The organism is Nocardia sp. bgisy118, assembly GCF_057708605.1.
On sequence record NZ_JBYISM010000005.1, the window covers coordinates 232,842 to 257,363 of the forward strand.

General features: G+C 69.0%; 23 protein-coding genes. 15 read left to right on the top strand and 8 right to left on the bottom strand.

The window, feature by feature from the left end:
• The first annotated feature begins 108 nt into the window (after nt 1-108).
• On the top strand, nt 109-1,185 hold the full coding sequence (gene mraY, locus AC3EO7_RS08665) for a phospho-N-acetylmuramoyl-pentapeptide-transferase (protein WP_431963046.1): 1,077 nt from the start codon (nt 109-111) through the stop codon (nt 1,183-1,185).
• Between the two features lie 114 nt (nt 1,186-1,299).
• Complete coding sequence (locus tag AC3EO7_RS08670) at nt 1,300-1,896, top strand: TetR/AcrR family transcriptional regulator (protein WP_431963048.1); 597 nt, start codon at nt 1,300-1,302, stop codon at nt 1,894-1,896.
• Here AC3EO7_RS08670 and AC3EO7_RS08675 read toward each other — a convergent pair.
• Complete coding sequence (locus AC3EO7_RS08675) at nt 1,874-2,806, bottom strand: alpha/beta hydrolase (protein WP_435590928.1); 933 nt, start codon at nt 2,804-2,806, stop codon at nt 1,874-1,876. The two genes, AC3EO7_RS08670 and AC3EO7_RS08675, sit on opposite strands and share 23 nt — an antisense overlap.
• A 548-nt stretch (nt 2,807-3,354) precedes the next feature.
• Between AC3EO7_RS08675 and AC3EO7_RS08680 the strand changes: the two genes are divergently transcribed.
• The 5 genes from AC3EO7_RS08680 (at nt 3,355) to AC3EO7_RS08700 (ending at nt 9,987) form a co-directional block, all read left to right on the top strand.
• A complete protein-coding gene (locus AC3EO7_RS08680) occupies nt 3,355-5,283 on the top strand; it encodes a hypothetical protein (RefSeq protein ID WP_435590929.1) in 1,929 nt (642 codons plus the stop codon).
• A 72-nt stretch (nt 5,284-5,355) separates the two neighbouring features.
• Nucleotides 5,356-6,903 (top strand): ABC transporter substrate-binding protein, encoded by a 1,548-nt coding sequence (locus tag AC3EO7_RS08685; RefSeq protein WP_435590930.1) that lies wholly within the window; start codon nt 5,356-5,358, stop codon nt 6,901-6,903.
• A gap of 272 nt (nt 6,904-7,175) precedes the next feature.
• Nucleotides 7,176-7,841: a trypsin-like serine protease gene (locus AC3EO7_RS08690; RefSeq protein WP_431963056.1), complete on the top strand. Its 666-nt coding sequence runs from the start codon at nt 7,176-7,178 to the stop codon at nt 7,839-7,841.
• Nucleotides 7,842-7,977: 136 nt separating this feature from the next.
• Entirely contained in the window at nt 7,978-8,451 is a 474-nt protein-coding gene (locus AC3EO7_RS08695; RefSeq protein ID WP_435590931.1) for an SRPBCC family protein, read from the top strand.
• A gap of 63 nt (nt 8,452-8,514) precedes the next feature.
• Complete coding sequence (locus AC3EO7_RS08700) at nt 8,515-9,987, top strand: VWA domain-containing protein (RefSeq protein WP_435590932.1); 1,473 nt, start codon at nt 8,515-8,517, stop codon at nt 9,985-9,987.
• 59 nt (nt 9,988-10,046) lie between these two features.
• Here the strand turns inward: AC3EO7_RS08700 and AC3EO7_RS08705 are convergent, their stop codons facing one another.
• Nucleotides 10,047-10,322 (bottom strand): hypothetical protein, encoded by a 276-nt coding sequence (locus tag AC3EO7_RS08705; RefSeq protein ID WP_431963062.1) that lies wholly within the window; start codon nt 10,320-10,322, stop codon nt 10,047-10,049.
• A 231-nt stretch (nt 10,323-10,553) separates the two neighbouring features.
• Between AC3EO7_RS08705 and AC3EO7_RS08710 the strand changes: the two genes are divergently transcribed.
• Nucleotides 10,554-10,847 (top strand): hypothetical protein, encoded by a 294-nt coding sequence (locus AC3EO7_RS08710; RefSeq protein ID WP_357454087.1) that lies wholly within the window; start codon nt 10,554-10,556, stop codon nt 10,845-10,847.
• Between the two features lie 66 nt (nt 10,848-10,913).
• On the opposite strand, the gene AC3EO7_RS08715 is transcribed toward AC3EO7_RS08710, so the two are convergent.
• The gene (locus AC3EO7_RS08715) at nt 10,914-11,351 is read right to left on the bottom strand and encodes a group II truncated hemoglobin (protein WP_435590933.1); all 438 of its coding nucleotides are present in this window, start codon (nt 11,349-11,351) and stop codon (nt 10,914-10,916) included.
• Between the two features lie 178 nt (nt 11,352-11,529).
• Between AC3EO7_RS08715 and AC3EO7_RS08720 the strand changes: the two genes are divergently transcribed.
• Nucleotides 11,530-12,009: an SgcJ/EcaC family oxidoreductase gene (locus AC3EO7_RS08720; protein ID WP_435590934.1), complete on the top strand. Its 480-nt coding sequence runs from the start codon at nt 11,530-11,532 to the stop codon at nt 12,007-12,009.
• A 122-nt stretch (nt 12,010-12,131) separates the two neighbouring features.
• Here AC3EO7_RS08720 and AC3EO7_RS08725 read toward each other — a convergent pair whose 3' ends face one another.
• Nucleotides 12,132-14,153: a TerD family protein gene (locus AC3EO7_RS08725; protein WP_435590935.1), complete on the bottom strand. Its 2,022-nt coding sequence runs from the start codon at nt 14,151-14,153 to the stop codon at nt 12,132-12,134.
• A gap of 133 nt (nt 14,154-14,286) precedes the next feature.
• Between AC3EO7_RS08725 and AC3EO7_RS08730 the strand changes: the two genes are divergently transcribed.
• A complete protein-coding gene (locus AC3EO7_RS08730) occupies nt 14,287-14,784 on the top strand; it encodes a hypothetical protein (RefSeq protein WP_431963070.1) in 498 nt (165 codons plus the stop codon).
• 6 nt (nt 14,785-14,790) lie between these two features.
• Here AC3EO7_RS08730 and pabB read toward each other — a convergent pair whose 3' ends face one another.
• Nucleotides 14,791-17,124 (bottom strand): aminodeoxychorismate synthase component I, encoded by a 2,334-nt coding sequence (pabB, locus tag AC3EO7_RS08735; protein ID WP_435590936.1) that lies wholly within the window; start codon nt 17,122-17,124, stop codon nt 14,791-14,793.
• Nucleotides 17,125-17,204: 80 nt separating this feature from the next.
• Between pabB and AC3EO7_RS08740 the strand changes: the two genes are divergently transcribed.
• The 3 genes from AC3EO7_RS08740 (at nt 17,205) to AC3EO7_RS08750 (ending at nt 20,203) form a co-directional block, all read left to right on the top strand.
• Complete coding sequence (locus AC3EO7_RS08740; protein ID WP_431963074.1) at nt 17,205-18,269, top strand: phosphotransferase family protein; 1,065 nt, start codon at nt 17,205-17,207, stop codon at nt 18,267-18,269.
• 72 nt (nt 18,270-18,341) lie between these two features.
• Nucleotides 18,342-18,926 (top strand): DinB family protein, encoded by a 585-nt coding sequence (locus AC3EO7_RS08745; protein ID WP_431963076.1) that lies wholly within the window; start codon nt 18,342-18,344, stop codon nt 18,924-18,926.
• A gap of 146 nt (nt 18,927-19,072) precedes the next feature.
• Nucleotides 19,073-20,203 (top strand): NDMA-dependent alcohol dehydrogenase, encoded by a 1,131-nt coding sequence (locus AC3EO7_RS08750; protein ID WP_431963078.1) that lies wholly within the window; start codon nt 19,073-19,075, stop codon nt 20,201-20,203.
• 1 nt (nt 20,204) lies between these two features.
• Here AC3EO7_RS08750 and AC3EO7_RS08755 read toward each other — a convergent pair whose 3' ends face one another.
• Both AC3EO7_RS08755 and AC3EO7_RS08760 read right to left on the bottom strand, forming a co-directional pair.
• Entirely contained in the window at nt 20,205-20,558 is a 354-nt protein-coding gene (locus AC3EO7_RS08755; protein ID WP_431963080.1) for an iron chaperone, read from the bottom strand.
• A gap of 95 nt (nt 20,559-20,653) precedes the next feature.
• A complete protein-coding gene (locus AC3EO7_RS08760) occupies nt 20,654-21,844 on the bottom strand; it encodes a serine hydrolase domain-containing protein (RefSeq protein ID WP_435590937.1) in 1,191 nt (396 codons plus the stop codon).
• A 188-nt stretch (nt 21,845-22,032) separates the two neighbouring features.
• Between AC3EO7_RS08760 and AC3EO7_RS08765 the strand changes: the two genes are divergently transcribed.
• Nucleotides 22,033-22,863, top strand: a complete 831-nt coding sequence (locus AC3EO7_RS08765; protein ID WP_435590938.1) for a serine hydrolase domain-containing protein — start codon at nt 22,033-22,035, stop codon at nt 22,861-22,863.
• 92 nt (nt 22,864-22,955) lie between these two features.
• Nucleotides 22,956-23,492 carry a DUF3145 domain-containing protein gene (locus tag AC3EO7_RS08770; RefSeq protein WP_431963086.1) on the top strand — a complete coding sequence of 179 codons (537 nt, stop codon included), beginning with the start codon at nt 22,956-22,958 and terminating at the stop codon, nt 23,490-23,492.
• Nucleotides 23,493-23,681: 189 nt separating this feature from the next.
• Here AC3EO7_RS08770 and AC3EO7_RS08775 read toward each other — a convergent pair whose 3' ends face one another.
• A complete protein-coding gene (locus tag AC3EO7_RS08775; protein ID WP_435590939.1) occupies nt 23,682-24,434 on the bottom strand; it encodes a YwaF family protein in 753 nt (250 codons plus the stop codon).
• Nucleotides 24,435-24,522: the final 88 nt, after the last annotated feature.

Sequence of the window (24,522 nt, forward strand, 5' to 3'; positions counted from 1 at the left end):
GGGTATTGCCCGATTCGGGCGTGCGAGGCGTGCTTTGGTTAGCATCTGACCGAGACGTACGGGTTTTGGTGTGGAACGGGCGGAAGCTCAGCGGCGGTACGGGGGCCCATGAAACAAATACTGTTCTCGGCGATGATCGCGCTGGCGGTCTCGATCATGGTCACGCCTTTCCTGATCCAGGCCTTCGCCACCAGGAATTTCGGTCAGGAAATCCGGGTCGACGGACCGGCCAGCCACCAGGCCAAGCGCGGCACCCCGACGATGGGCGGCATCGCCATCCTCGCCGGTCTGTGGGCCGGGTACCTCGGCGCGCACCTGCTCGTCGGGGACGACGGCGTGGACGGTCTGTCGGCTTCCGCGCTGCTCGTCCTCGGCTTGGCGACGGCGCTGGGCATCGTCGGGTTCCTCGACGATTCCATCAAGCTGCGCAAACAGCGCAATCTCGGCTTGACCGCCACCGGCAAGTACGTCGGACAGCTCTCCGCCGCCGTGCTCTTCGGCGTGCTGGCGTTGCGCTTTCCCGACAGCACCGGGCTGACGCCCGCAAGTCGGCACCTGTCCTATGTCCGGGATATCAACGCGGTGTCGTTGGGGCTCATCGCCTTTCTGCTCGTGGTCTGTTTCCTCGTGGTGGCCTGGTCCAATGCCGTGAACATCACCGACGGCCTCGACGGGCTGGCGGCCGGATCGATGAGCTTCGCGCTCGGCGCCTACGTGATCGTCACGTTCTGGCAGTACACCAACGCGTGCTCGACGGCGCCCGCCGTCGGCTGCTACGAGGTGCGTGACCCGCTCGATCTGGCGATGGTGTGCGCCTCCGGGGTCGGCGCGTGCATCGGATTCCTCTGGTGGAACGCCGCACCGGCGAAGATCTTCATGGGCGACACCGGTTCGCTGGCGCTGGGCGGCCTGCTGGCCGGACTCTCGATCACCACCCGGACCGAGGTACTGATGGCGGTGGTCGGCGCACTGTTCTGCGCGGAGATCCTCTCGGTGCTGTTGCAGATCGTCGTCTTCCGAACCACTCGCCGCCGCTTCTTCAAAATGGCGCCGTTCCACCACCATTTCGAACTCAGCAACTGGGCCGAAACCACGGTGATCATCCGCTTCTGGCTCCTCGCCGGCATAGCCGCCGCCCTCGGTCTCATGCTTTTCTACGCCGAATACCTCGCGGTTGTCGGCTGACCTCGCAGGCTGTTCGCACGCCGCACAGAGGTTGCGGCCTGTGCGAGGCGTACGAAACCTCTGCGAGGTCGGAGGTCGTCGCTGTGGTGTGCGCGTGGATTAGTGTGAAGGGCGATGACCGACTCACCGCGTAAGGCGCCGCGGCAGCGGCGGTCCAGGGAGACCGTGGACACGCTGCTCGAGGCGGCCGCGCAGATGTTCGGGCGCGAAGGGCTGGCGACGACGACGAATCGGATCGCCGAGCGCGCGGGAGTGTCGATCGGGTCGCTCTACCAATACTTTCCGAACAAGCACGCGCTGTTGCACGCGCTGGCGGAACGACATGTGGCCGAAGGCGTGACGCGACTGGAGGCGGTGTTCGCCGAGGTGCGCTCCACCGAGCCCGGTTTCGACGAGACGATGCGGGCGATTCTGGACGTCGTCGTGGATCTGCACCGGGATCGGCCCGCCCTGCACGCATTGCTGCATCGGGTGGCGCCGCGGTCGGCGGGGGAGCTGGCCGCGCTGCGGGCGTTCGAGGACCGGCTGGTGGAGGAGATCGCCGGTCAGCTCGTGCGGTGCGGTCGTGGCGGCGACGATCCGGTGTACCTCGCGCGTACCGTCGTGCATGCCGTCGACGTTCAGGTACACCGCGTGCTGATCCCGCATCGGCTGGACACCGAGCTGTTGCTGGCGTTGGTCTCTCGAATCACCGCCGATCCGGCGGCGTGACGTTCGCCGTGTCGGCGAGGACGCCGCGCAGCGCGGTGGCCAACTGGCTCAGGCCGGGTTCTTCGATCGGGAAATGGCCGCAGTTCTCCAAGAGGACGGTTCTTGTCGGTGCGGAGATGCGGGCCAGGAACCGCAGGCTCAGCGCCGGTGGCGTCCACCGGTCCGAGGCGGGGTGCACCAGCGTGACCGGAGTCGAGGTGAACTCCTCCGGGGGCGTGTGCCGGTAGTTCATGAAGTCGGCGAGGAATCCCAGCGGCACGTGCACACCGCCGCCTCGGGGATCGCTGCCGCACAGGGCGGACAGTGCGGGATCGAGACTCATGTTCCGCATATCCGCCAACCACCGGATCGGCACCCGCAGTCGTCGAGCCCGCGGCGGAAGCGAACCGAGCAGCCGGGGCGCGAAGCCGCCGGTCCACGACCAGCGCGCCGCCGCGCGCCGGGCCGCGGGGTCGGCCGGATCGAGCAGACAGGTCGCGATCACGTGGGCGACGACCCCGGTGCGCGCGGCGATTTCGTAGGCCAGCATCCCGCCGATGCTGGCGCCGAACACGATCAGCGGCCGTCCATCGGATTCCCGTTCGGCGCGCACGAATTCGGTGAGCAGCAGCACCCAGTCGGAATAGCGCACCGAGCTCGGCGCGGGTTCGACGGTGTCGCCGTAGAGCGGAAGGTCGATGGCCATCGCGTCGACGCTCTCGGCCGCGGCGAGCGCCGCGAACGGCCACACGAGTCCGGCGTGCCCACCCGCGCCGTGGACGACGAGCATCCGCACGGTCGCCTCGGGGCGCGCCGCCCTGGCGACGTGCACGTGCCGGCCCCGCCACGGCCACCAAGTGGCGACCGGTTCGATCAGTGGTTCGCGCCGGTAGTCGGCGGGCAGGAACTCGGCGTATCGCAGGTATTCCATGTCTTCAGCCTCGGGCGCGGCGGGCTCGCGGACAACTCGCGTTTGTGCCTGCGGTCTCGGCTTCGCGCGGCCATCGTGAGCTGGGGCGATCGGTAGGGAATCGAGACGAAGGAACCGGTGGCTCGCATTCGTGGGCGGCGGCTGCGCGTGTGCTGTCGAAGGTCTGTCGCATCGCCGGTCCGGCGCCGCGTCATCGCTGCGGAGCTCCGATATGGCGCCACCGCGGCGAAAGTCCGGGAGAGCGCCGGAGGCTCACTCGGGCTGCGCGCGGCGGCGTGACGGGCGCAGTGGTCAGCAATATTCCGGTGTGGCGGCACGGTGGGGAAGGCTTGGTGTGGCGGCACCGTGGGGAAGGCAGAGTGTCGCGCCATCGCGGCGAGGAGCCGGTGTCGTGTCATCGCGGCGAGGGCCCGATGCAGCGCGTCCGCGCCGAACCCGCGCTCCCGCCGCGGACGACGCGCGCGGGCCCGCGTCACGGATCGAGTTGTCTCACAGCGGGATCGGCGTCGCGCTGCTAGAGTCGCGCCCGAGCCTGAGGGAGGTGAGGCTTGGTGATCGTGGGGCGCGCCGAGCTGCTCGAACTGATCGACACCCTGGTGCGGGTTCCGAGGGGGAATACCGAGACGGCCGGGAATCCCGTGCTGGCGCTGGAAGGATACGGCGGCGCGGGACGCACCACCGTGCTCGAACAGGTGCTGGACCGGTGGCAGCGACGGACGCCGACCGTGCTGGTCCGGCCGCTGGAACGTCCCTACGACCAATACAATCCGGCCCGCCCGGTGCTCGCCGCGGCCATGCTCGGCCTGAGCATGGATCTGCCCGGCTTTCCTATCGCGTTTCCGCGCACCCTGGTGGCGCAGCTCGCGATCAACGAGAACTTCACGGAGGTTCCCGCGACCGAGCATCGGGAGCGGTTGCGCACGGTGCTGAATCGGTACCGGGACCGGGCGGCGCTGGTCGGCTTCATCGGGGATCTGGTCGGGCTGGTCGGCGCACAGGCCGCCAACATCAAGCTGCCCGGCGCCGCGGTGATCGCGCCGACGCTGAGCCAGCACCTGTCGAATCTCGTGGTCGGCAGGCTCACCCGCGGCAGGCTGATCACCAAGATCACCTGGGGTTCGGCGGTCTCGTGGTACGGACACCAGGATCTCGGGCTGCGGGCCGACGCCGAGACCGTGCTCATCGAACTCGCCATCAAGGCGGCCGTCGAGGATCCGGACATCCGGCGCGGCGTGGACGACCTGTTGATCAGCGCCTTCCTCGCGGATCTGCGCAACAGCGCGGCGCGGGTCGCGGGACGGCCCTCGAATGTCGTCGTGCTGCTCGATGACGGTGACGCCCCGGCCGCGGTCGCCTTCACCAGCGCGCTGCTGCGCTCGCGCAAGGCATTGGCCGCCGCCGGATCCTCGCTGACCGATCCGCTGACGTTGATCACCACCAGTTCCGGCGTCCTGGCGGAGGAACTCGACGGGCAGGTTCCTGCCGCCGCGACATGGACGTCTCGGCAGCGCGCCGATCCCGCCGCAAACGAGGCGTGGGCACGATTGCCGCTGAACGATCTGTCGGAATTCGAGGTCAAGACCCTCGCCAAGGACGTCACCGCGATCGAGGCGGATCGCATCGGCGCCCAGGTGTATCGGCTCACCGACGGCCACCCCGCCGCGACGGGCTATGTGCTGAACCGGATCAAGCAGGCGCGGCAGCGGTCCGACGACCTGGAAGCATTGCTGCGCGACAATCACGCGGGCCCCGGCACCACCGTCCAACGTCACCTGCTCGGGCTCTTCGCCAGGGACCTGCACCCGCGCAAGCAACTCGACGAGGGCATCCTCGACGCGCTCGTCACGGTGTCCGCGGCGCGCACCAAGGGCGACGCGCTCCGGCTGCTCACCCTGGTGCCATCCGGGATCGGGGACCGTTCGCCGCTGTTCCGATCGCCGACGCTGTGGAGCGCGCCCACCGACGACGGGGTGCTGCCCGCCTTCACGCGGCGCATGGGACTTCGCGATCTCGCCGGGCGAACGGACGACACGCCGCCCGGCTGGGACCGCGTGTTCGGCATGCTGCTCGACACGGTGAGTTCGGAGGATCGCGCAGGCAGGCTGCACTATACCCGGCTGCTGCACGGCGGCGCCGCCATCGTGGACGAACTCGCCGACCTGCTGTCGACCTCGGATACGACGAAGTGGTTGTCGCTGTTCGACGAGATCGTGGAGATCTCCGATCCGCGCAGGCCGGATGCGGGCCTCATCGACGGCAGCGACCATGCCACCACCCCCGCCGAGCACATCGCGGTGCTGCTCGCGGTGGTGCCCGCGCTCGAGTCGGACCTGCGGATCACCACCGTGCAGCGCAGGGAGATCCTGTGCGCGCGGGCGGGGCACAGCTTCGACCGGCTCGCCGATCACGCCTTGGACCGAACCCCGATCCTTGTGCGCGCCAACGTCTATCACGACTGCGCGCGCCGATCCCGTTGACCTGACCTCGATGAGGAGCCCGCTGTGGAGTCGCGTTACTGGGTAGGAATATTCCCGAAGCGACGCAGGCCGATGCCGCGACCGTGGACGGACTGGGTGCGGCTGGGTGCGGTGGTGATTCTGGTGGTTGGCACACTGAGCGGGATCGCGGCACGCGAGCCGCTGCGGCGGCTGGCCACCTGCAACGACGGGTGGCCGAGCGCGGCGGCGTGGGCGGCGGGCGGCGAATGCGTCGGATTGTCCGAGGGGCCTTACGCTTTCGGGCTTCCCGCGTTCGACCACGTGATGCGTGTGATCGACGAGCAGAACCGCACTTCGGCCGAGGGATGTCTCGGCACGCCGGTGACCGTGGGCGTGCTGCTGACCATGACCGACGAGCTGGCGGGCAGCCGCGCGGTGCACGAACTGGAGGGGATGGCCGCCGGTCAGCGCCGGGCCAACGACACCGGATGCGTGCATCCGATGCGGCTCGTCGTCGGCAATCTCGGCGACTACGGCGGCGAGGGCGCCGCGACGGCGGTAGCGCGAGAACTGGCGCAGCGCGGCGATGTGGTCGCCGTCGCGGGCGTCGGGCTCAGCGACCAGACCACGGCCGAGGTCGCCGATCTGCTTGCCGCCGAGAAGATTCCGATGGTGTCCGACCTGGTCACCGCCGAGGGTTTCGATCAGTCCGGCTCCGCGGGCGACGATCCGGATTTCACTCGATGCGACGAGGACATCACCTATCCGCATGGCGTCGGCAAGGACTACTTCTACCGGGTCGCGTTCCGGGTGGCGGTGCAGGTCCGCGCGCTCGGCACGGTGGCGCCTGCCAGGCCGGATTTCGTCATGGTCCCCACCGGCGGGTCGGACCCGTACACCTGCACGACGCTGCCCTTCCTGCACCGGCAGTACGGCGGCGACCCCCTGCTCGAGGTGAAGTTCGACGCCGAGGAGCCGACCACCGTCTTGCAGACAGCCCGGCGGGTCTGCGCGACAGCCAAGGACGTGACGATCGCTTATCTGGCTCGCGGACGCGACCTCGGACGCCTCCTCTACAGCCTGGACGAGGCCTACACCAACGGGCAGTGCGCGGCCACCTCGATCACGGTGCTGAGCACCTCCGACGGAAATCGCCTGCGCACCACGGAATCCGATCCCGCGCTGGAAGACCTGCGCAGCAAGGCGCTGAGCTCGCCCAGCTTCACCGGCGGGCGCGTGCGTCTGCTGTTCACCCGCGTCGCGGGCGCCGACGGACCCGAGCAGGGCAATCCGCAGTGGTCTGCCTTCGAAGAAGCCTATGCCGCAGCGGGATTCGATCTCGCGCACATCGGCGACGGCTGGGCGGTCAACGCCTACGACGCGCTGAGCACCGTCGTGACCGCGGTGCGCGCGCTACCGGCAGCGTCGACGGTGCAGCGCAGTCAGGTCAATATCACCATCGGTGGTTTCACCTCGCCCGAGCTGGCGGTGGCCGGTGCGGGCGGCCCCATCGTCTTCGACAACAGCGGCAACCGGGCCGGTGCGGGCCCCGCGGTCGTCCGGCTGTGCCCGGCGGGCAGCGCAGGCGGTCGGCCGTACGTGCCGACCGTCGAGGCGAAGCCAGGCGAGCCGACCCCCGAGTGCCTGCGTGGAGCGTGATTTAGCAAGGGGCGCTGAGGATTCGACGGCAAACGAAGCTGTCGTCAGTGCGTGATACGGTACGGCGCGGACGGCGAAAGGCCGTCCGTACGGGGTGAGGGGGGAGTGGGCGAGTCCGCCGCGTGATCCGTGCTTCGGTTAGTCGATCGTCGTGCGCGTCGGGGCGCGCGACGGTCGGCTCGTCCGAGGACGCGTGGCGAGCCTTCCGCCGATCGGGCGCATCGAGTTACCCGGGCCGACCGCGCCTCGGCCACGCACGAGGAAGCGTGAACATGAACTACCGCAACAAGCTGACGCAGCTCCTGCTGGCGACGGCGTTGGCGACGGGTCTCGGCGCGGTGTTCCCCGCCGTCGCGCAAGCACAGGGGGTCGCCTATCCCGGCATGACGATCACCACCGGCGAGAGCATCTGCTCGGTCGGCGCGACCGGGCACATGGGTGAGGCGAAGTACGCGGTGACCGCCGCGCACTGCTTTCAGGAAGGGCGGCGCGTCTACGACGAGAACGGCCGCCTGATCGGCTGGTACGAGCAGAGCTACGGTGACGACGCCACCATCGGCGGGATCGGTTTCGCGCTCATCCGGCTGGCCGCTGGGGTCGGGGTCTCGGCCTCGCTCGGCAACTTCGGCATCGAGTCCACCTACACCGATGCTCGAGTGGGACAGGAGGTCTGCCACGTCGGCTGGGCAACCAACTGGACCTGTGGCCGGGTCAGCGAGGTCGGCGACACCTTCTTCATCGCGGATTTCGCTGCCGACAAGGGTGATTCGGGCGGCATCGTCTACTTCCCGACGCCGCAGGGCCGCGCAGCCTTTCTCGGCATCGTGATCGGCACCCTGGAATCCGGTGGCGTGCTGGTCGAGTCGGCCAACTATCTGCGCGATACCATCGACGCACACGCCCAGGGGCCTGACCACTTCCGTTGGTACGTCGAGTGATTCGGAAGATGAGCGGGCTGACCGCCCCGCTCTCCCGCGGCTGTCGCGATCACGTGTGCGCGTTCCGATCTTGGGCGCTTGTCGCCGGTTCCGCCTACCCTCGACATCGGCGGGAAACGGTGGAAGGGGAGTAATCATGGGTCATCTCGAGCACTCGGCGACCGGCCGCGCGCCGGTGGATTTCGCGTTCGCGTACGTGGCCGACTACCGCAATGTGCCGAAGTGGCTGTTCGGGATTCGGCATTACACACCGGTCGGGGAGCAGACCTCCGGTGCCGGCGCGGTATTCGACACGACCGTGCAGCTGGGCCCGACCACCCTGAATCTGCGTGTCGAGATCGTCGAATGGGAAGACGGCGCGAAGATTTCGCTGCACGCGATCAAAGGTATCGAGGGCACCGTCCGGTGGGGCTTCGAGTCCGTCGGCGAGGACAGCACCAAGATCGACGTGGTCGTCGACTACCGGGTGCCGGGCGGATTGGCCGGACGCGCGCTGGACAAGATCATTCAGGCGTTCGTTGGCCCGGCCATCCGGCACACCGAGAAGAGCCTGCGCGAGCAGATCCTGGCCGCACATCGGTCGTCCCTGGACAGCACATCCGAGCGCTGAGAACGATCCGGTCCCCGGGACGCCTGTCGTACGCTGAGCCGGGCGCGACGGCAGGAGTTTTCGGTGGGCACATCCTTGGTCAAGGGTCAGAACGGACCTGTGGCGGCGGCGCGGGTCGTGGTGTCGGTGCGCACCGAGGCGGCGGTCGACCTGTCGGCGCTGCTGGTCACCGAATCCGGCACGGTGCGCTCCGACGCGGACTTCGTGTTCTTCAACCAGCCCATCGCGCCCGGCGTCGAGCTGGCCTCGGGATCGCCGGCCGCGCTGGCGATCTCCCCCGGGGCGCTGCCCGGTGAGATCGCGCAGGTGCGCGCGGTGCTCACGCTGGACGATCCCACCGGCACCTTCGGACGCTGCGCGCCGCCGGTCGCGACCATCGCGGACGACCGGGGAAACGTGCTGTACGAGTACGTGATCGAGGGGCTGGGGTCCGAATCGGTCGTGATCGCCCTCGAGCTCTACCGGCGAGGTGATCAGTGGAAGGTGCGCGCCGTCGGCCAGGGGTACGCGGGCGGGTTCGCCGCGCTGATCACCGATCACGGAGTGGTCGTCGACGACGAACCCGACCCGTCGCCGAGCGCCGATCCGGCATCGGCGCTGCCGACTGCGCCTACTTCACTTCCCGCGTCGCCGCCCGCGACACAGTCTCGAGCGGCTGCGGACGACTCGGCTGTCCGGCAGACATCGAGCCCCCACATCGCGGCGGCCGGTACGGCGCCGTCAGCGACTGTTCCGGCATCCGAATCCGTTCCGACGTCCGGGGAATCCGGATCCGCCCTGACACAGGCCAAGCAGCCTCTCGAGCCGGACGTGCGCACCGTGCCGGGCGAGGCGACGCTCTCCTTCGAGAAGCGCACCGTGCTCGATCTACGCAAGCGCGAGGTCGCCAAGGTGCTGATCGACCAGGACGCGCTGGGTGTTCGGGCGCGAGTGGTGCTGGTCATCGACAAGACCGGCAGCATGGTCAAGCAGTACCGGAAGAAGGTCGTGCATCGTGTGGTGGAGCGGATGATCCCGGTCGCCACCCAGCTCGACGACGACGGGACGCTCGAGGCCTACCTGTACGCGCTGTCGTACACCAGGCTGCCCGATATCGCAGTGGCCGAGGGCGATCGCTGGTCGGAGACCTACCTGCACCTCAGCGGCACGCACGCGGGCATCGACTACAGCGGGCTCGGCGGCCGCAACGACGAGTTGCCGATCATGCGCGCCGTCATCGACACGCTGCGGCCCGGCGGCCGTCCGACGCTGGTGTTGTTCTTCACCGACGGCGGGTTCGCCAAGAAGCCGGAGATCACCGCCCTGATGCGGGAAGCGTCTCGGCTGCCCGCGTTCTGGCAGTTCGTCGGGCTCGGCCAGGCCAACTACGGACTGCTGCGCAGTATCGACGAGATGGACGGCAGGCTGGTCGACAACGCCGGATTCTTCGCGCTCGACGACATCGACCGCGTCGACGACGCCCAGCTCTACGCCAGGCTGCTAGGCGAGTTCCCGCAGTGGTTGCGCGCCGCGCGGGCCGCGGGCGTGACCAGCTGACCCGCGCCGCCGTGTCTTCCGGAGCGCACCCGATGACGAAGCCCAGCCGATGACAAAGCTCAGCCGATGACGGCGTTCATGATGGTGCCCGCGCTGGTGGCGACCACACCGCCGATCATCGCGCCCGCCACCATCTTCGGCGATTCGAGGCCGCCGCCCGTCCACTTCTCCCAGGCGAACCGGCCGCCCGCGTAGATGATGCCGCAGACACCCGACAACAGAACGAACCAGGTCAGGTAGCGGACGAGCTGGAGGATCTTGTCGGACACCGGCGGCGCCTCGGGCGTCGGATTGCCGATCTGCGCCAGGGTGTCGTATGCGATGGCCAGGATCATCGTGTGCTGCTCATTCCGGGTTCGGGACAAGGAGAATCGCTGTAAAGGATGGTATCCGGTTCTGCGGCCTGGCGCAGAAGCCTCGTGCCGCGACGCGGACGCCGCTCGACCGTGCACACAGACGCCGTTGTCGCCCAGCGTCTTGCGAGCGGACGGGTCCATCCGGATCATGGGTGGAGCGTGGTGGTCGACCCGGCTGCCACGAACCGGTGAATCCCGAGGTAACCAACAGTGAGCATGATCTTGATGTCGGTCGGGGACACGTATTCCATCCTGGCGCAGATCGGTAACCCGACTCCCGAGGCGCCGCCGTTGTCGGACAAGCTGATGCAGTTCGTCCGGTACGGGACCTGGTTCGCGATGCTGTCCGGCGTCACGAGCATCATCTACGCGGGCGGCCGATTCGCCTGGGAGAAATGGTCCGGCGGTGCGCTCCAGTCGCCGAAGATGGTGGCGGGCGCGATGCTCGGAGGCGTCGTCGCCACCAGCGCGGGCACCATCATGAACGCCGTCGTCGGCAGTTGACCTGGACCGAGCGCACATTCCGGATATCCGCTCGGCGACCGGTGCGTGCCCCGGGCAACGGGCCGCTCAGCCCTCCCAGGTCCAGAGCGGCACCGCGCGGATCGGGTGCAACTCCTCGTCGGTCTGCGCGTGCGAGTTCTGCTGCGCCACTTGCGCACCGAACTCCACGTGCGAACGGACCGCGTCGCGGAACGCCTCCGACTCCAGCAGGCCGGCCTCCTCGAACGCCTCCATGTACAACTCGGCGAAGCGCTCGCGCTGTTCGTCGGTGATCTTCAGGTGCCGGTGCACCGCGATGAGGTAGTCGAACCCCAGTTCGCGGCTGAAGCGATCCGGGCCGCCGAACGATTCCGAGGTGAACCAGGTGAGGTGGTCGACGTGGGTCGGGAGACGGTCGGGGAACAGCGACTTCAGCACCGGATCGGCGAGCACCTTGTCGTAGAAGGCGGACTCCACTCGGCGCAGCGCCTCCTCGCCTCCGGCGTGTTCGTACATGCTCGTCATGGGTGACCTCCACTGCGTGCGGGCTGCGCTACCCATTAGAGTCCCGCGCACCGGAGGATGCGTCCGATTTCGCCGAGAGCGGACCCGAAATCCGTGTTTTCTCAGGGTGATTCCCGATATCCAGGCCAGTGTTCCGAGCTCACTATCGATGCGACGGGAATCGATCAGGGGAGAAGAAATGACAGATCGGACCAAGGACGAGGCGCTGATCCGCGAGGTGGTGGCGCGCGCCGCGCAGGCGTGGGACGACAACGACGCGACGGCTTACGCGGCCGAATTCACCGAGGACAGCGACTACGTGGCGTTCGACGGGACGCTGCTGCGCGGGCGGGAGGCGAACCGCGACTTGCACGCCGGGCTGTTCGACGGAGTGTTGTACGGCACCAGGATGGACGGCGCCATCGAATCGATCCGCTTCCTCACCGACGACGCCGCCGTCATCCACGGCACCGGGTCGGTGGTGTTCGCCTGGCAGCGCGAGGTGCCCAAGGGACGGCGCTCCCGCAACACCTGGGTGCTGGTGCGCACGGCGGACGGCTGGCAAGTGGCCGCGTTCCACAACACGCGGGTGCGGCCCGTCCCGGGGGAGGGGTCGGTGGTGCGGTTGTTCGGTAACTACGTGCGTTGGCGGACGGAACGGGCGCGCGCGAAAAAGTAGCGGGCGACGGCCGGGGCGAACATCGGTCTGGCCGTCGGCTGACCAACGTTCTGCGCGAGTGTCATCGCCGCACGACCCTGGCGATCGCTGCCTTCGGAGGCCTGCGGCCGCCGCCACAACCCTCAGATCCGCGCGCCCTTCGCGCGATTGCAGGCGCGGCAGAGGATCTGTAGGTTGCTCGCGCTGGTCGCGCCTCCACGGCTGAGCGGAATGACGTGGTCGAACTCGAGGTAGTGGCCGCTGCCGCACTCGACGCATTTGCCGCCGTCGCGCTGCCACACCTCGGCTTTCACCTCCTGCGGGATGCTGCGCGTGTCGCGCTGCCCCGGCGTGAGCACCAGGCGCTTCGCGACCCGCAGCGCGCCTTCCAACGCGGCCGCGACGTAATCGGGGTCGGCGACCTCGAAGCTCGCGCCGCCGCGCGCCGAGGTCGCCGCGATCGCCACGACACCCGCCTCGATGTGCACCGAGACGACCCGCGACCAGGGCATCTCCACGCCCGCGCCGCTGCCGACGAAGCGGAGCTTCTTGTTGCTGGCGATCAGCCTGCCCTCGGTGAGTTTCGGGCCGCGGGCCAGCTGGCGCACGTGCGTGGCGACCAGGTCGAGATGCACCTTCTCTTCCGAATCCAAGTGCAGGCCGGGCGTGCGGACCACCGGCAGATCGCCTTCACGCAGCCTGCACAGCGTGCGCCCGCGATGCATCCGCCTGCGCAGATCCTCGACCAGCGGGCCGGTCAGCGCCAGCTCGCCGACAGCGCGTTCGAAGGTGTCGTATTCGTCCTGCTGGATCGCCCCATCCGCGAACGCGAAGGTGACCAGCCGCTCGATGTAGCTGAGTCCGACCTCGCGCAGCGCCGTGCGGCCGATGTTCTCGTCGATGCGCTGGTAGCGCAGCGACGCCCACAGCGCTTCCCAAGGCTCGCCCTGCGGACCCGACGCGACCAGCACCCGCCAGGCTCGGGTGTGCCAGTGAGTGAGGAACTCCTCGATCTCGGCCTCGCAGAACTGGCAGGGCGCTGCGCCGCCGAACAGCTTGCGGCGCAGCGTGTTTCCGCATCGCGCGCAGGCCCGTGGGCCGGCCGGGGTGCGGCGGAAGGTCGCCGAGGTCCATTCGGCGCCGTCCCACCAGCGCAGGCGCGATGGGTCCTCGGGGTCCGGATGCCAGTCGGCGCGTTCGGGATTCGGCGGTGGTGGCGGCGGGGCCGGTTGCCGCGTCTGCCGCGTCAGATCGACGCGCTGGGGAGTGCGCGCGGGCCCGCCCGCGGCGGAAGGCTCGAATGCGGTGGAGCTCACAGGGGCGGGTGTCGAAGCGGCTGCGGCGGATTCACCGCGAGGCGGCGCTTGCCGCGAGACCGCAGGAGGGCGTAGCGCGCCGTCCTCGTGGTGCGTGGAGGTCGCCGCGGCCTCCGCGTGTTCGGCCGCCCGCCGCGGCGCGGTCTCCGGGACCGGCCGCGTCGGGTAGGGGGCTCCCGAGGGCAGATGCCGGTCCTGCGGTGAGGACGGTTCGGTGGCCGGTCGTGCGTTGCGCGGCGGAGCGGTGTCGTGCGCGGCAGGTCGTTCGCGCTCGGCGTCCCGCACGCCACCGGGGTGCGGCCGGGCGAACGGATCCGAGGGTCGCGGGGTGCGAGCCTGCCGGGGCGAGTCGTCGACCGCGACGCCGAACTCGGTGACCAGCCCGGCCAGGCCGCTGCTCCAGCCCTGACCGATGGCGCGGAACCGCCAGCGACCCTCGCGGCGGTAGAACTCGCCGAACATCATCGCGGCCACCGCGTCGGCGTCCTCGATGTCGAAGCGGGCGACCGGTCCGTCGGCGGCGAAGACGGTCACCGTCAAACCCGCTATGTCGCCGAATGTTCCGTGGTCGAGCGAGCCGCTGACCACGATCCGGTCCACGTCGCTCTCGGTGCGCGGCAGCGAGACGCTCAGCCGCGCGGTCCCCGGCGCGGGCTCCTGGTCCACGGTCACCGCCTGTGACATGTGCCGAGGCGCGTTGTAGAACACCAGATCCCGGTCCGTGCGCACCGTGCCGGTGCCGTCGAGCAACAGCGCCTGCGCGTCGACGACATGCTCCGACCGCCATGAAACGACCACGGCTAGAAGGGATGTCGGTACCGGCGCGTGCGCGCCCTTGCTGAGTTTCATCGTGCTCGAATATTGCCACGCCCCTCCGACACGCCGAATTCGTCGGGTCCGCGCGCAGGCGCGCCGAGGCGACACAGACCGGGCGGTCGGGGAATTACCGGTGTTCGGGCGTCCGGTCGGGCACAGTAGTGCCATGACTACCCCGAGGGGGTCGGGCCGCAAGAAGCAGACCCCGAAAACAGCGGGACCGCGCGTCCCCGGCCCCGCGGAGATCCTGGCGGCCGCGCAGTCGGCGGTCGAGGCGGCCCAGTCGGTCGCGGGTCAGGCGCTGGAATCGGCGCAGCTGACCGCGGAACATGCGTTCGACGCCGCGGTCCGGCTGCCTCCGGCCTCGGCCCAGCTGGCCGCGCAGCTGCCCGATCTGCTCGAGAACCTCTCGCTGGCCATCGACCGGCTCAACGCGACCATCGACCGGCTCGACCGGACGCTGGCGCTGGCCGACCCGGCCTTCGCGGCCTACGACCGGCTGCTGCCGCGGTTGGAGGCGATGATCGGCCTCGGCGAGGACGTGCTCGGCAAACTCGCCCGGCTGCCCGGCATTTCGTTGCTCGGCAAGGTGACGGGATTGGGCGGCAGGCGGCCCGGTGACGAGGAGCCGCCGCCCGCGCCGCCGAAAAAACGGCGGCGCTGACCGGATTCAGCGGGCGGCGGCGCGATAGGCGGCCGCCGCTTTCAGCAGCACCTCGCGGTACTCCTCCTCCGGGTCGGAGTCGAGGACGATCGCGCCGCCCGCGCCGATGCGCCACTCGCCGCCGTGCCGCACGGCGGTGCGGATGACGATGTTCAGATCCGCCGTGCCGCCGAGCCCGAGGAACCCGATGGTGCCGGAATAGACGCCGCGTGCCTCGGTCTCCAGTTCGTCGATGATCTCCATGGTGCGCAGTTTCGGCGCGCCGGTCATGGAGCCGCCGGGAAAGCAGGCGCGCAGACAGTCGACCACGTCGACGTCGGGGCGCAGCGTCCCGCGCACCGTCGAAACCAGTTGGTGCAGTGTCGTGTACGTCTCGGTGGCCATCAGCTTGGGCACGTGCACGCTGCCGATCTGGCAGACGCGGCCGAGATCGTTGCGCAACAGGTCGACGATCATCAGGTTCTCGGCCCTGGTCTTGGGGCTGTCGGCGAGCTCGCGGCGCAGGCGCTCGTCCTCGGCGGGGGTCGCGCCCCGCGGCGCGGTGCCCTTGATCGGTTTGCTCTCCACGGTGCGCGCCCGGTCGACCTTGAGGAAGCGTTCCGGCGAGGAACAGGCGATCTCCAGGTCGTCGAAGCGCAGGAACGCCGCGTACGGGGCCGGGTTGCAGCGGCGCAGGGTGCGGTAGAAGTCGAGGCCCGCGGTGTCGGCGGCGACGGTGAGGCTGTCGGTCAGGCAGATCTCGTAGGACTCGCCCGCGTGCAGCCGGTCCAGGCAGACGTCGATGTCGGCGAGATAGCGCGCGCGGCCGCGGGCGAGCAGCCCCCCGACCGCCGTGATATCCGAATCGACCTCGAGCGTAGGCGGATTCGACCAGGTCGGCAGGGCGGCGAGCGCCTCGGCGGTGTCGCGCAGCCAGTCCGCGGCCGCGCGCGGGGTGTCGCCTGCGGGATCGGTGAGGGCCAGCAGATGGGTGCGCCCGGCGACGTGGTCGACCACGACCAGCCGGTCGGCGAAGATCCACTGCGCGTCGGGCGTCGGGGCGCGGTGCGCCGCGTTCGCGCCGCAGTCGGCCTTCACCTCGTACCCGAGATAGCCGACGTACCCGCACGCGAAGTCGAACGGCAGATCGGGGATTTCGGCGGTGCGCCAGCGCAATTCGGCGGCCAGGTAGTCGAGCACGTCGCCCGCGACCGTCCGGCGGTCGCCGTCGGCGGTCTCCACCACCACGGAACCGTCGCCGACGCGGTACCGGACCACCTCGGCCAGCGGCCCGCTCGCGTCGCCGAGGAAGGAGAAGCGGTCCAGGCCGGGTTCGACATGCTCGCTGTCCAGCCAGAACGCGGTGGGCGAATCGCGGTACAGCCGCAGGAACGCGGCCTCCGTGTCGACGGCCCGATCGATGATCTCGTGGCGCAGCTGCCACGGACGCTCGGGTTCGCCGCTGCGGTAAGGACTCTCGCTCTCGGGCTCCGGCGACATTCGGGGCGGCGTCTTGACCGCGCCCGGCCCGAGGTCGATCACCGTGCGCTCGGTGGTGAAGCCGGAGGTGTCGGTCGGCCAGGCGGGAGCATCGGTCGCGCGGGCCGGTCGGTGGCGGGTCGCCGCGGCCGAAAGGGATGCCGTCGCCGGGAGTCGTGGAGCCGTGGTGACGTTCGCCGTTTCGGCCGTTCGCGGGAGTTCGACCGTCGCCGCCCGGCCGCGCCCGGCCGGTACGCCGACGGGTCTGAGTCGAGTGCCGGTGGTATCCGATCGTTCGTAGTGCGCCGCGGTGAGTTCGGCGAAATTGCGCAGCAGCGTGGCGCCGTACTCGCTGGCGATGGACTCGGGATGGAACTGCACGCCCCACTGCGGTCTGACGCGGTGGCGGACGCCCATGATCACGCCGTCGGGCGTGCTCGCGGTGATCTCCAGGTCGTCGGGCAACGGACGGATCGCGCACAGCGAGTGGTAGCGGACGGCGGTGAAGTGCTGCGGGAGACCGGCGAACAGGTCGCTGTTGTCGTGGCCGATCTGGTCGAGGTAGCCGTGCCGCGCGATCGGGGCAGGCGCGACGAGACCGCCCGCCGCCACGACGATGCCCTGGTGGCCGAGGCACACGCCGAGCAACGGAAGCTCGGTGGTGGCGATGACGGCGGCGGAGATGCCCACGTCACGGGCGATATCGGGACGCCCGGGGCCGGGGGAGACGACGACATTGGCGAAGCGATGCAGACCCAGCCGGGCCGGGTCGTCGGCCTCGTCGTTGCGCACGACCGTCGGCTCGACGCCGTTCACCTCGCTGATCAGCTGATACAGGTTGTAGGTGAACGAGTCGTAGTTGTCGATCAACAGCGTGTGCATGGTGTGCCAAACCCTACGCCTGGCCCGGCGGCACGAACTGTTGTCACATGCCTTCAGTTGCTGGGGGTGGGTGGTGCAGAATGTGGGGCATGTCTGTTGCGCAACCGGTCGAAGTGGATCGCGAGGTCGTCGATTTCGCGATCGTCGGGAAATGGATGGAAGAGCAGGGCCTGCCCGGAGGCGCGTTCGAGGGGGTGACCTCGCTGGGCGGCGGCACGCAGAACATCATGCTGCGGTTCCAGCGCGGCGGCGGGGACTACGTACTGCGGCGCGGGCCGAAGCATCTGCGCGCCAAGAGCAATGAGGTCATCCGTCGGGAGGCGCGGCTGCTCGGCGCGCTGAGCGGGACCGGCGTCCGCGCGCCCGAGGTCGTCGCCGCCTGCACCGACGAGTCGGTCATCGGCGCGGTCTTCTATCTGATGGAGCCGATCGTCGGCTTCAATCCGCAGAACGAGCTGCCCGAGCTGCACGCGAACGATCCCGAGATCCGGCGGCAGATGGGCCTGTCCGCGGTCGAGGCGATCGCCCGGCTCGGCGCGCTCGACTACCGGGCGCTCGGCCTGGAGGATTACGGCAAGCCCGAGGGGTTCCTGGAGCGTCAGGTGCCGCGTTGGCTGGGCGAGCTCGAATCCTATTCGGCCAATGAGGGTTACCCGGGTCCGGAGATTCCCGGCGTGCAGCAGGTCGGGGAGTGGCTGGACCGCAACCGGCCCGTGAACTGGACGCCGGGCATTCTGCACGGCGACTGTCACCTGGCCAACATGATGTTCTCCTACGAGGGGCCCGAGGTCGCGGCGATGGTGGACTGGGAGATGTCCACCATCGGTGATCCGCTGCTCGACCTGGGCTGGCAGATCGCGACCCGGCCGGAGCCGGGCACCACCGGCGCCGCGCTGATCGGCAAGCTGGGAGCGGTCGGCGATCTGCCGACCCCGGCGGAGATGGTCGAGCACTACGGCCGGTTCTCCGAGCGCGATCTGAGCCACGTCACCTGGTACACCGTGCTGGCCTGCTTCAAGCTGGGCATCGTGCTGGAGGGCACGCACGCGCGCGCCTTCGCGGGTAAGGCGCCCAAGCAGGTCGGCGACTTCCTGCACGCCATCACCCTGGAGCTGTTCGAGCGGGCGCATCGTCTGATGGAGTGACGGACCGTATCTCGACGAAGTCTGGCCGTATATGGATGGAAATTCATATACGGCCAGCTCTATTTTCGACGCATGCCGATCGTTCCCGACGTGAAGAACTGGACCTGGGTGCTGGAGCGCGCCTGCCCCGAATGCGGATTCGACGCCACCGCCACCCCGTACGAGCAGGTGCCCGGGCTGGCCCGGGCGAGCGCCGACCGGTTGCGCGCGGTGCTCGAACGTCCCGATGCGCGGCGTCGCCCGGACGAGTCGACCTGGTCGCCGCTGGAGTACGCGGCCCACGTGCGCGACGTGTGCCGGATCTTCGCCTATCGCGCCGCGGTGGCCGCGCGCACCGCCGCGGTGGATCCGCGGGTGCCCGCCTTCGACGCGTGCGGACGCACCCCGGAGGAGACGCCGGACGGGCTGCCGGTCTTCTCGAACTGGGATCAGGACGCGACCGCGATCGCCGACGGCTACGACACCCAGGACCCCGGCGCGGTCTCGGGAGAGCTGGCGCTGGCGGCCGAGACGGCGGCGCGGGCATTCGAAGCGGTGCCCGCGGCGGATCGCGGGTTGCGGGTGCGGCGCGGCGACGGGTCGGTCTTCACCGTCGACTCGCTGGCGAAGTACTTCGTGCACGACCTCGTCCACCACGTCTACGACGTGCGTGGCTGAGAACCGGGGCCGAATCTGGAACGCGTTCGGGCATCACGCCATCGCGCACCGATGAATTTTCGGACCGGTACTAGAACGCGTTCCACTTTTCTCGTACTGTGGGTGCAGTCACATTGAAGCACTGTGCACGCGAGAGGTCGACAGGAATGAAGACGAAGGGCGCGATCCTGTGGGGGATCGACGAGCCGTGGTCGGTGGAAGAGATCGAGGTCGGCGATCCGGTCGCCGGCGAAGTGCAGATCCGGATGGAAACAGCCGGTATGTGCCACTCGGATCACCACATCGTCACAGGTGCGACACCGATGCCCGCGTTCCCCGTGATGGGCGGCCACGAGGGCGCGGGCGTGATCACCAAGCTCGGGCCGAACGTGCCGGGCGACCTCCAGGTCGGTGACCACGTCATCCTGTCGTTCATCCCCGCGTGCGGCCGCTGTCCGGCCTGCGTCTCGGGCAACATGGCGCTGTGCGATCTCGGCGCGGGTCTGCTGCTCGGCCAGGCGATCAGCGACGGCACCTATCGCATCCAGGCGCGCGGCCAGAACGTCATCCCGATGTGCCTGCTCGGCACCTTCGCGCCGTACATGACGGTGCACCACACCTCGGTGGTGAAGATCGACCCGACCATCCCGTTCGAGGTGGCCTGCCTGGTCGGGTGCGGTGTGCCGACCGGTTTCGGCTCCTCGACGCACGTGGCCAACGTGATGCCCGGCGAGACCGTGGTGATCGCGGGCATCGGCGGCGTCGGCATGAGCGCGTTGCAGGGCGCGGTGCTCTCCGGCGCGTCCAAGGTCGTCGCCATCGACCCCAACCCGTGGAAGCGGGAGCAGGCGCAGAAGTTCGGGGCCACCCACACCTACGCCAGCATGGCCGAGGCCATCATGCCGCTGATGGACGCCACCGAGGGACGGATGGCCGAGAAGGTCATCCTCACCATGGGCGAGATGCACGGCGACTACATCGAAGAGGGCCTGATCCTCACCGCCAAGGCGGGCACCCTGGTGGTCACCTCCATGGGCCGCATGGACGCGGGCGAGGTCAAGATGAACAGCTTCCTGCTGTCCATGCTGCAGAAGACGGTGAAGGGCTGCATCTTCGGCGGCGGCAACGCCCGCCAGGACGCGCCGCGCCTGCTGTCGCTGTACAAGTCCGGCCAGCTCAACCTGGACGACATGGTGACCCGCAGCTACAAGCTGGAGGAGATCAACCAGGGCTACCAGGACATGTTGGACGGCAAGAACATTCGCGGCATCATCCGCTACACCGAAGCCGACTGGTAGATCAGCCGCCGACCCGCTCGGCGAGCCGGACCGCGACCTGGGTGACCAGATCGTGCGGGATCGGCGCGTCGAGCGGGAACCGCAACGTCCCCTTGCCCGCGCGGTAGGGCTCGATCGCGAGCTCGAAAGCCATGTCGCCCTCCGGGATCGGGTAGAGGCTGACGTGCTCCTTCCATCCCGCGAAGTGCACGATATTGCGGCCGTGCAGCTTGAAGGTCGGGATGTCGTAGCTGATCGACTCGACGGCGCCGGGCAGGGCGGTGTGGATCGTCTCGCGCAACTCGGTCAGTACCGCGCGCACGTCCTCGGGGAAGCCCGAGATGTACGCGTCGATGGTCGCGGGATGCCCTGCCACGAGGTCCTCCGATCGGTGATCGATGGATGAGTCCGGCGATGCCTCGCCAGTGTACGCAGCGGGGGTGGCACGGGCGGGTACCCGCGCCCGGCGGTTCAGGCTTTGCAGCGCAACAGGGCTTCGCGCAGGTTGCGGCTGCGCACGTCGTCGAGGACGGCCATGCCGAGGCGATTCATGGTGTAGCCGAAACCGAGACCGGTGCTCGGATCGGCGAAGCCGAAGGAGCCGCCGAGGCCGGTGGTGCCGTAGGCGCGTTTGTCGGAGCCGAACCGGAACGAACCGCGGGACTTGCGGAAGCCCAAGTGGTAGCGACTCTTGGTGTGCAGCACCAGATCCTCGGCGGGCACGTCGTCGGCGGTGTCGGCCGCGGCGAGCAGGCCGAGCAGGTCGTCGGCGATGGGCAGCGCGCCGGTGCGCGCCGCGGCGGCGCCGTAGACCTTGGCCAGCGAGCGGGCATTGCCCACGCCGCCGTGACCGGGCAACTCCACGCCGAGGAACTCGCGGCGCGTCGCGCGCGCGGGCGCTCCGCAGCGCGGATTGGTCAGCGCCGCATAGGAATGCCCGCGTTCCAGGAAGATCTCGGCGCCGATGCGCAGCGGCACGTCGCGCTCGTAGCGCAGGATGTCCAGGCCCTTGGTGGCCGAGAGCACGGCGACGCGCTCGATCGGCTCGTCGGCGGGCAGGCCGATGAAGAAGTCCGCGCCCAACGGCTTCGCGATGTCCTCGGCGAAGACGCGCCCGAGCGTCCGGCCCTCGGGATCGACGCGGCGTACCAGCTCGCCCTGGTAGAGCCCGAGGGTGATCGCGTGATAGCCGTGCCGGGTGCCGGGCTGCCACGCGGGTTTCTGGGCGGCGAGGATTTCGGCGAGGCCGTCCAGATCGGCGATCTGTGACAGCTTCACGATGGTGTCGAGACCGGACAGTCCGGCCTGGTGATCGATGAGCTGGCGCACCGTGATCGCACTCTTGCCGTGCGCGGCGAACTCCGGCCAGTAGTCGGCGACCGGTTTCTCGTAGTCCAGCACGCCCCTCGATACGGCGGCGGCGACCACGAACGCCGCCATGCCCTTCGTCGAGGAGAAGACCGGCACGATCGTGTCCCGCTCCCACGGCTGCGTGCGACGCCGGTCGCGGTGTCCGGCCCACAGGTCGACCACGGGCTGGTCACCCGCGAAAACGGCTACGGCCGCTCCGATTTCGCCGTGCCGGGAAAAATTGCGACGGAACGCGTCGGCGACCGGGCCGAAGCCGGGGGCCACGTCGCCGTGGATCGTGGGTGCACTCATGCCTGTGCCTCGCTGACGCTCGGCTGCGGCATGCGCGCGGCACGCTGGCACATGATTCGCTCACTACGTTCACTCATGGTGAGTCGATGGTACCGGCGGTACCGAGATCTTCCCCGGGGATGCCGCGCACCGGATCGATTTCCGGTCGCGGTGCTACGGCGCAGGCGCGGTCTCGTTAGGCTCGTTTCGTGCGTGCACTCGAGCAGATCAAGGACTGGCCGGTTCGACACGCGGCCGCAGGTGTGGTCACCGGCGCGGGCGCGGTCTCGCAGGGCGACGCCGAGCGCGTCTTCCCGCTCGCCTCGGTGACCAAGCCGCTGGTCGCCTACGGCGTGCTCGTCGCGGTGGAAGAGGGCGCGATCGAGCTCGACCAACCCGCGGGTCCGCCAGGAGCGACCGTCCGCCATCTGCTCGCGCACACCTCCGGCCTCGCCTTCGACACCACCGACGTGCTCGCCGAACCCGGCGCCCGCCGCATCTACTCGAGTTCCGGTTTCGAGGTGCTCGCCGAATTCGTCACCGAGCAAACCGGTATCGCGTTCGACGAATACCTGCGGGACGCGGTGTTCGAGCCGCTCGGCATGAAATCCTCGGTGCTGTCCGGATCCGCCGGGCACGCCTGCCGGTCCACCGTCGCGGACCTGCTGCTGTTCGCCGCCGAACTGCTGGACCCTCGGCTGATCTCCGGGCAGACCCACGCCGAGGCGACCACGGTGCAATTCCCCGGCGTGAACGGCATCCTGCCCGGCTACGGCTCGAAGCGGCCCAACGACTGGGGACTCGGATTCGAAATCCGCGATGGGAAATCCCCGCACTGGACCGGCGGCGCGAACTCCCCGCGCACCTACGGCCATTTCGGCCAGTCGGGCACCTTCCTGTGGGTCGATCCGGAAATTCGGGTGGCGTGTATCGCGTTGGCGGACGAGAATTTCGGCGACTGGGCACGGGAGGTGTGGCCGGTCCTGAGTGACGCCGTGATCGCCGAAACGAGACTCGCGGGCAACACACGCGCGAAGTAACATACGTAACTTCGGGCACTCCAGTACACTCAGGCAACGCCAGCTGGACGGGTCGTTGGGGAAGACGTCCCTCGTCTGAGCTGGAGGTAGTGGTGCGCGCATCGAGTCAGTTCGCGGACGCGACGGCGGGTGTGGTGTGGATCCACTCGTCGCCCGCCGCGCTGTGCCCGCACGTCGAGTGGGCACTCACCTCGGCCCTCGGTTCCCCCGCGAAACTGCGGTGGACCACCCAACCCGCCGACGGTCAACTGCGCGCCACCAGCGACTGGATCGGGCCCGTCGGCACCGCCGCCCGGATCGCCCAGTCGTTGCGCTCCTGGCCGGTGCTTCGATTCGAGGTCACCGAGGACCCGAGCGACGGGGTGGACGGGGAGCGCTACAGCTTCGTGCCCGGTCTGGGGTTGTGGCACGGGTCCACCAGTGCGAGCGGTGATGTCACGCTGGGTGAGATGCGGCTGCGAGCGATGCTTCAGGCAGCGCGAGAATTGGGGAAGTACTCGGCGTACGACCTGGCCTCGGAGATCGACCGCGCGCTGGGGACGGCGTGGGACGAGGATCTGGAGGTGTTCCGCTCCGGAGAGTGCGGTGCTGGTGCGGAAGTGACGTGGTTGCGGCGGGACGTGGGGTAGGGCTTCGGTTGTCGCTGCGGATCGGTCGGGTTCTGCGCCGCGGTTGGGTGGTCGGGGCGAGAAGCCCTGTGCCGCAGCGTTTCTTCTGATCTGCTCGGTTTCTTGGGTTTCGTTCGGGTGGGCGTTGTGGGCGCGTGGGTGACGCGGTTCCGGGGGTAGGCCTGCGTTTCATGCGCAGTTGTCTGCAAATCAGCCGTGTTCGGCCCTCGGCGAGCTCGTCGCCTGGTTCGCAGCAGGCGGCCTCGGCGTCGACGCGGAGCGGACCCACGGCCAGGTCATCAAGGCCCACACGACGAGCAACACGACAGCCACGGTCCCCAGGTACCAGGGCCATGGCCCGAGCACGTCGAGCAGCGACAATGTCGAGGGCTTTCGGTTGACGAAACCGTAGTTGGTGTCGGCGAGGGAGTTGAAGACGAAGGTGATCGCGACCCACACCACGGTGACCGCCACGGCGAACCAGTAGCTGCGCCAGTTCGGGTGCATACCGATGCCCCAGGTCAAGTAGATCGCGGCCCAGACCACGGCCAGGTGGATCGCCCAGAAGGCCAGGAACACCTTGTTCGGGAAGTCGGGGCTCTCCAGCGCCGGTGAAATGAGCGCCTGTGTGCTCAGAGTGAGGCACCAGTAGTAGGTGAGCGCGTATGCCCAGCGCTGGTGTGTCAACAGCGCGTAGCCGGCGACGATGGTCGCGAGATCGGTCAGGCGCAGCGGCACTGAGCGTCCGAGGGTCGGAGGGAACAAGGTGGTGATGTAGATGGTCAGGTATATCCCCAGCGTCACCGCGCCGAACGTCCGGCTGAAACGGCGTGCGGCGGAGTCGTTTCGATGCCTTCGTCCGATCACGACGACCAGCGCCGCGCCCACCGCGAACAAGGCCAGCACAATCCAGTGCGACAGCCCGTATGCGGAGAACTCCCGCTGCGCCGTGGGTGCGTCCACCTATCTAGTTTAGTGGCGGCGAGCCGTGGATTTCGTGGATGCAGCACGGGGCGAGTCCCCGACCAGCGCCTCGATGCCGCTGCGTTCA

Bases quoted from the DNA above. Each gene is read 5' to 3' on its own strand.
- AC3EO7_RS08715 (WP_435590933.1), bottom strand. From the start codon at position 11,351: ATGACGAGCATGTACGAACACGCCGGAGGCGAGGAGGCGCTGCGCCGA.
- AC3EO7_RS08760 (WP_435590937.1), bottom strand. From the start codon at position 21,844: ATGAGTGCACCCACGATCCACGGCGACGTGGCCCCCGGCTTCGGCCCG.
- AC3EO7_RS08725 (WP_435590935.1), bottom strand. From the start codon at position 14,153: ATGAAACTCAGCAAGGGCGCGCACGCGCCGGTACCGACATCCCTTCTA.
- AC3EO7_RS08675 (WP_435590928.1), bottom strand. From the start codon at position 2,806: ATGGAATACCTGCGATACGCCGAGTTCCTGCCCGCCGACTACCGGCGC.
- pabB (WP_435590936.1), bottom strand. From the start codon at position 17,124: ATGCACACGCTGTTGATCGACAACTACGACTCGTTCACCTACAACCTG.
- AC3EO7_RS08740 (WP_431963074.1), top strand. From the start codon at position 17,205: ATGTGGGGCATGTCTGTTGCGCAACCGGTCGAAGTGGATCGCGAGGTC.
- AC3EO7_RS08705 (WP_431963062.1), bottom strand. From the start codon at position 10,322: ATGATCCTGGCCATCGCATACGACACCCTGGCGCAGATCGGCAATCCG.
- mraY (WP_431963046.1), top strand. From the start codon at position 109: ATGAAACAAATACTGTTCTCGGCGATGATCGCGCTGGCGGTCTCGATC.
- AC3EO7_RS08670 (WP_431963048.1), top strand. From the start codon at position 1,300: ATGACCGACTCACCGCGTAAGGCGCCGCGGCAGCGGCGGTCCAGGGAG.
- AC3EO7_RS08750 (WP_431963078.1), top strand. From the start codon at position 19,073: ATGAAGACGAAGGGCGCGATCCTGTGGGGGATCGACGAGCCGTGGTCG.
- AC3EO7_RS08690 (WP_431963056.1), top strand. From the start codon at position 7,176: ATGAACTACCGCAACAAGCTGACGCAGCTCCTGCTGGCGACGGCGTTG.
- AC3EO7_RS08685 (WP_435590930.1), top strand. From the start codon at position 5,356: ATGCCGCGACCGTGGACGGACTGGGTGCGGCTGGGTGCGGTGGTGATT.
- AC3EO7_RS08695 (WP_435590931.1), top strand. From the start codon at position 7,978: ATGGGTCATCTCGAGCACTCGGCGACCGGCCGCGCGCCGGTGGATTTC.
- AC3EO7_RS08720 (WP_435590934.1), top strand. From the start codon at position 11,530: ATGACAGATCGGACCAAGGACGAGGCGCTGATCCGCGAGGTGGTGGCG.
- AC3EO7_RS08730 (WP_431963070.1), top strand. From the start codon at position 14,287: ATGACTACCCCGAGGGGGTCGGGCCGCAAGAAGCAGACCCCGAAAACA.
- AC3EO7_RS08745 (WP_431963076.1), top strand. From the start codon at position 18,342: ATGCCGATCGTTCCCGACGTGAAGAACTGGACCTGGGTGCTGGAGCGC.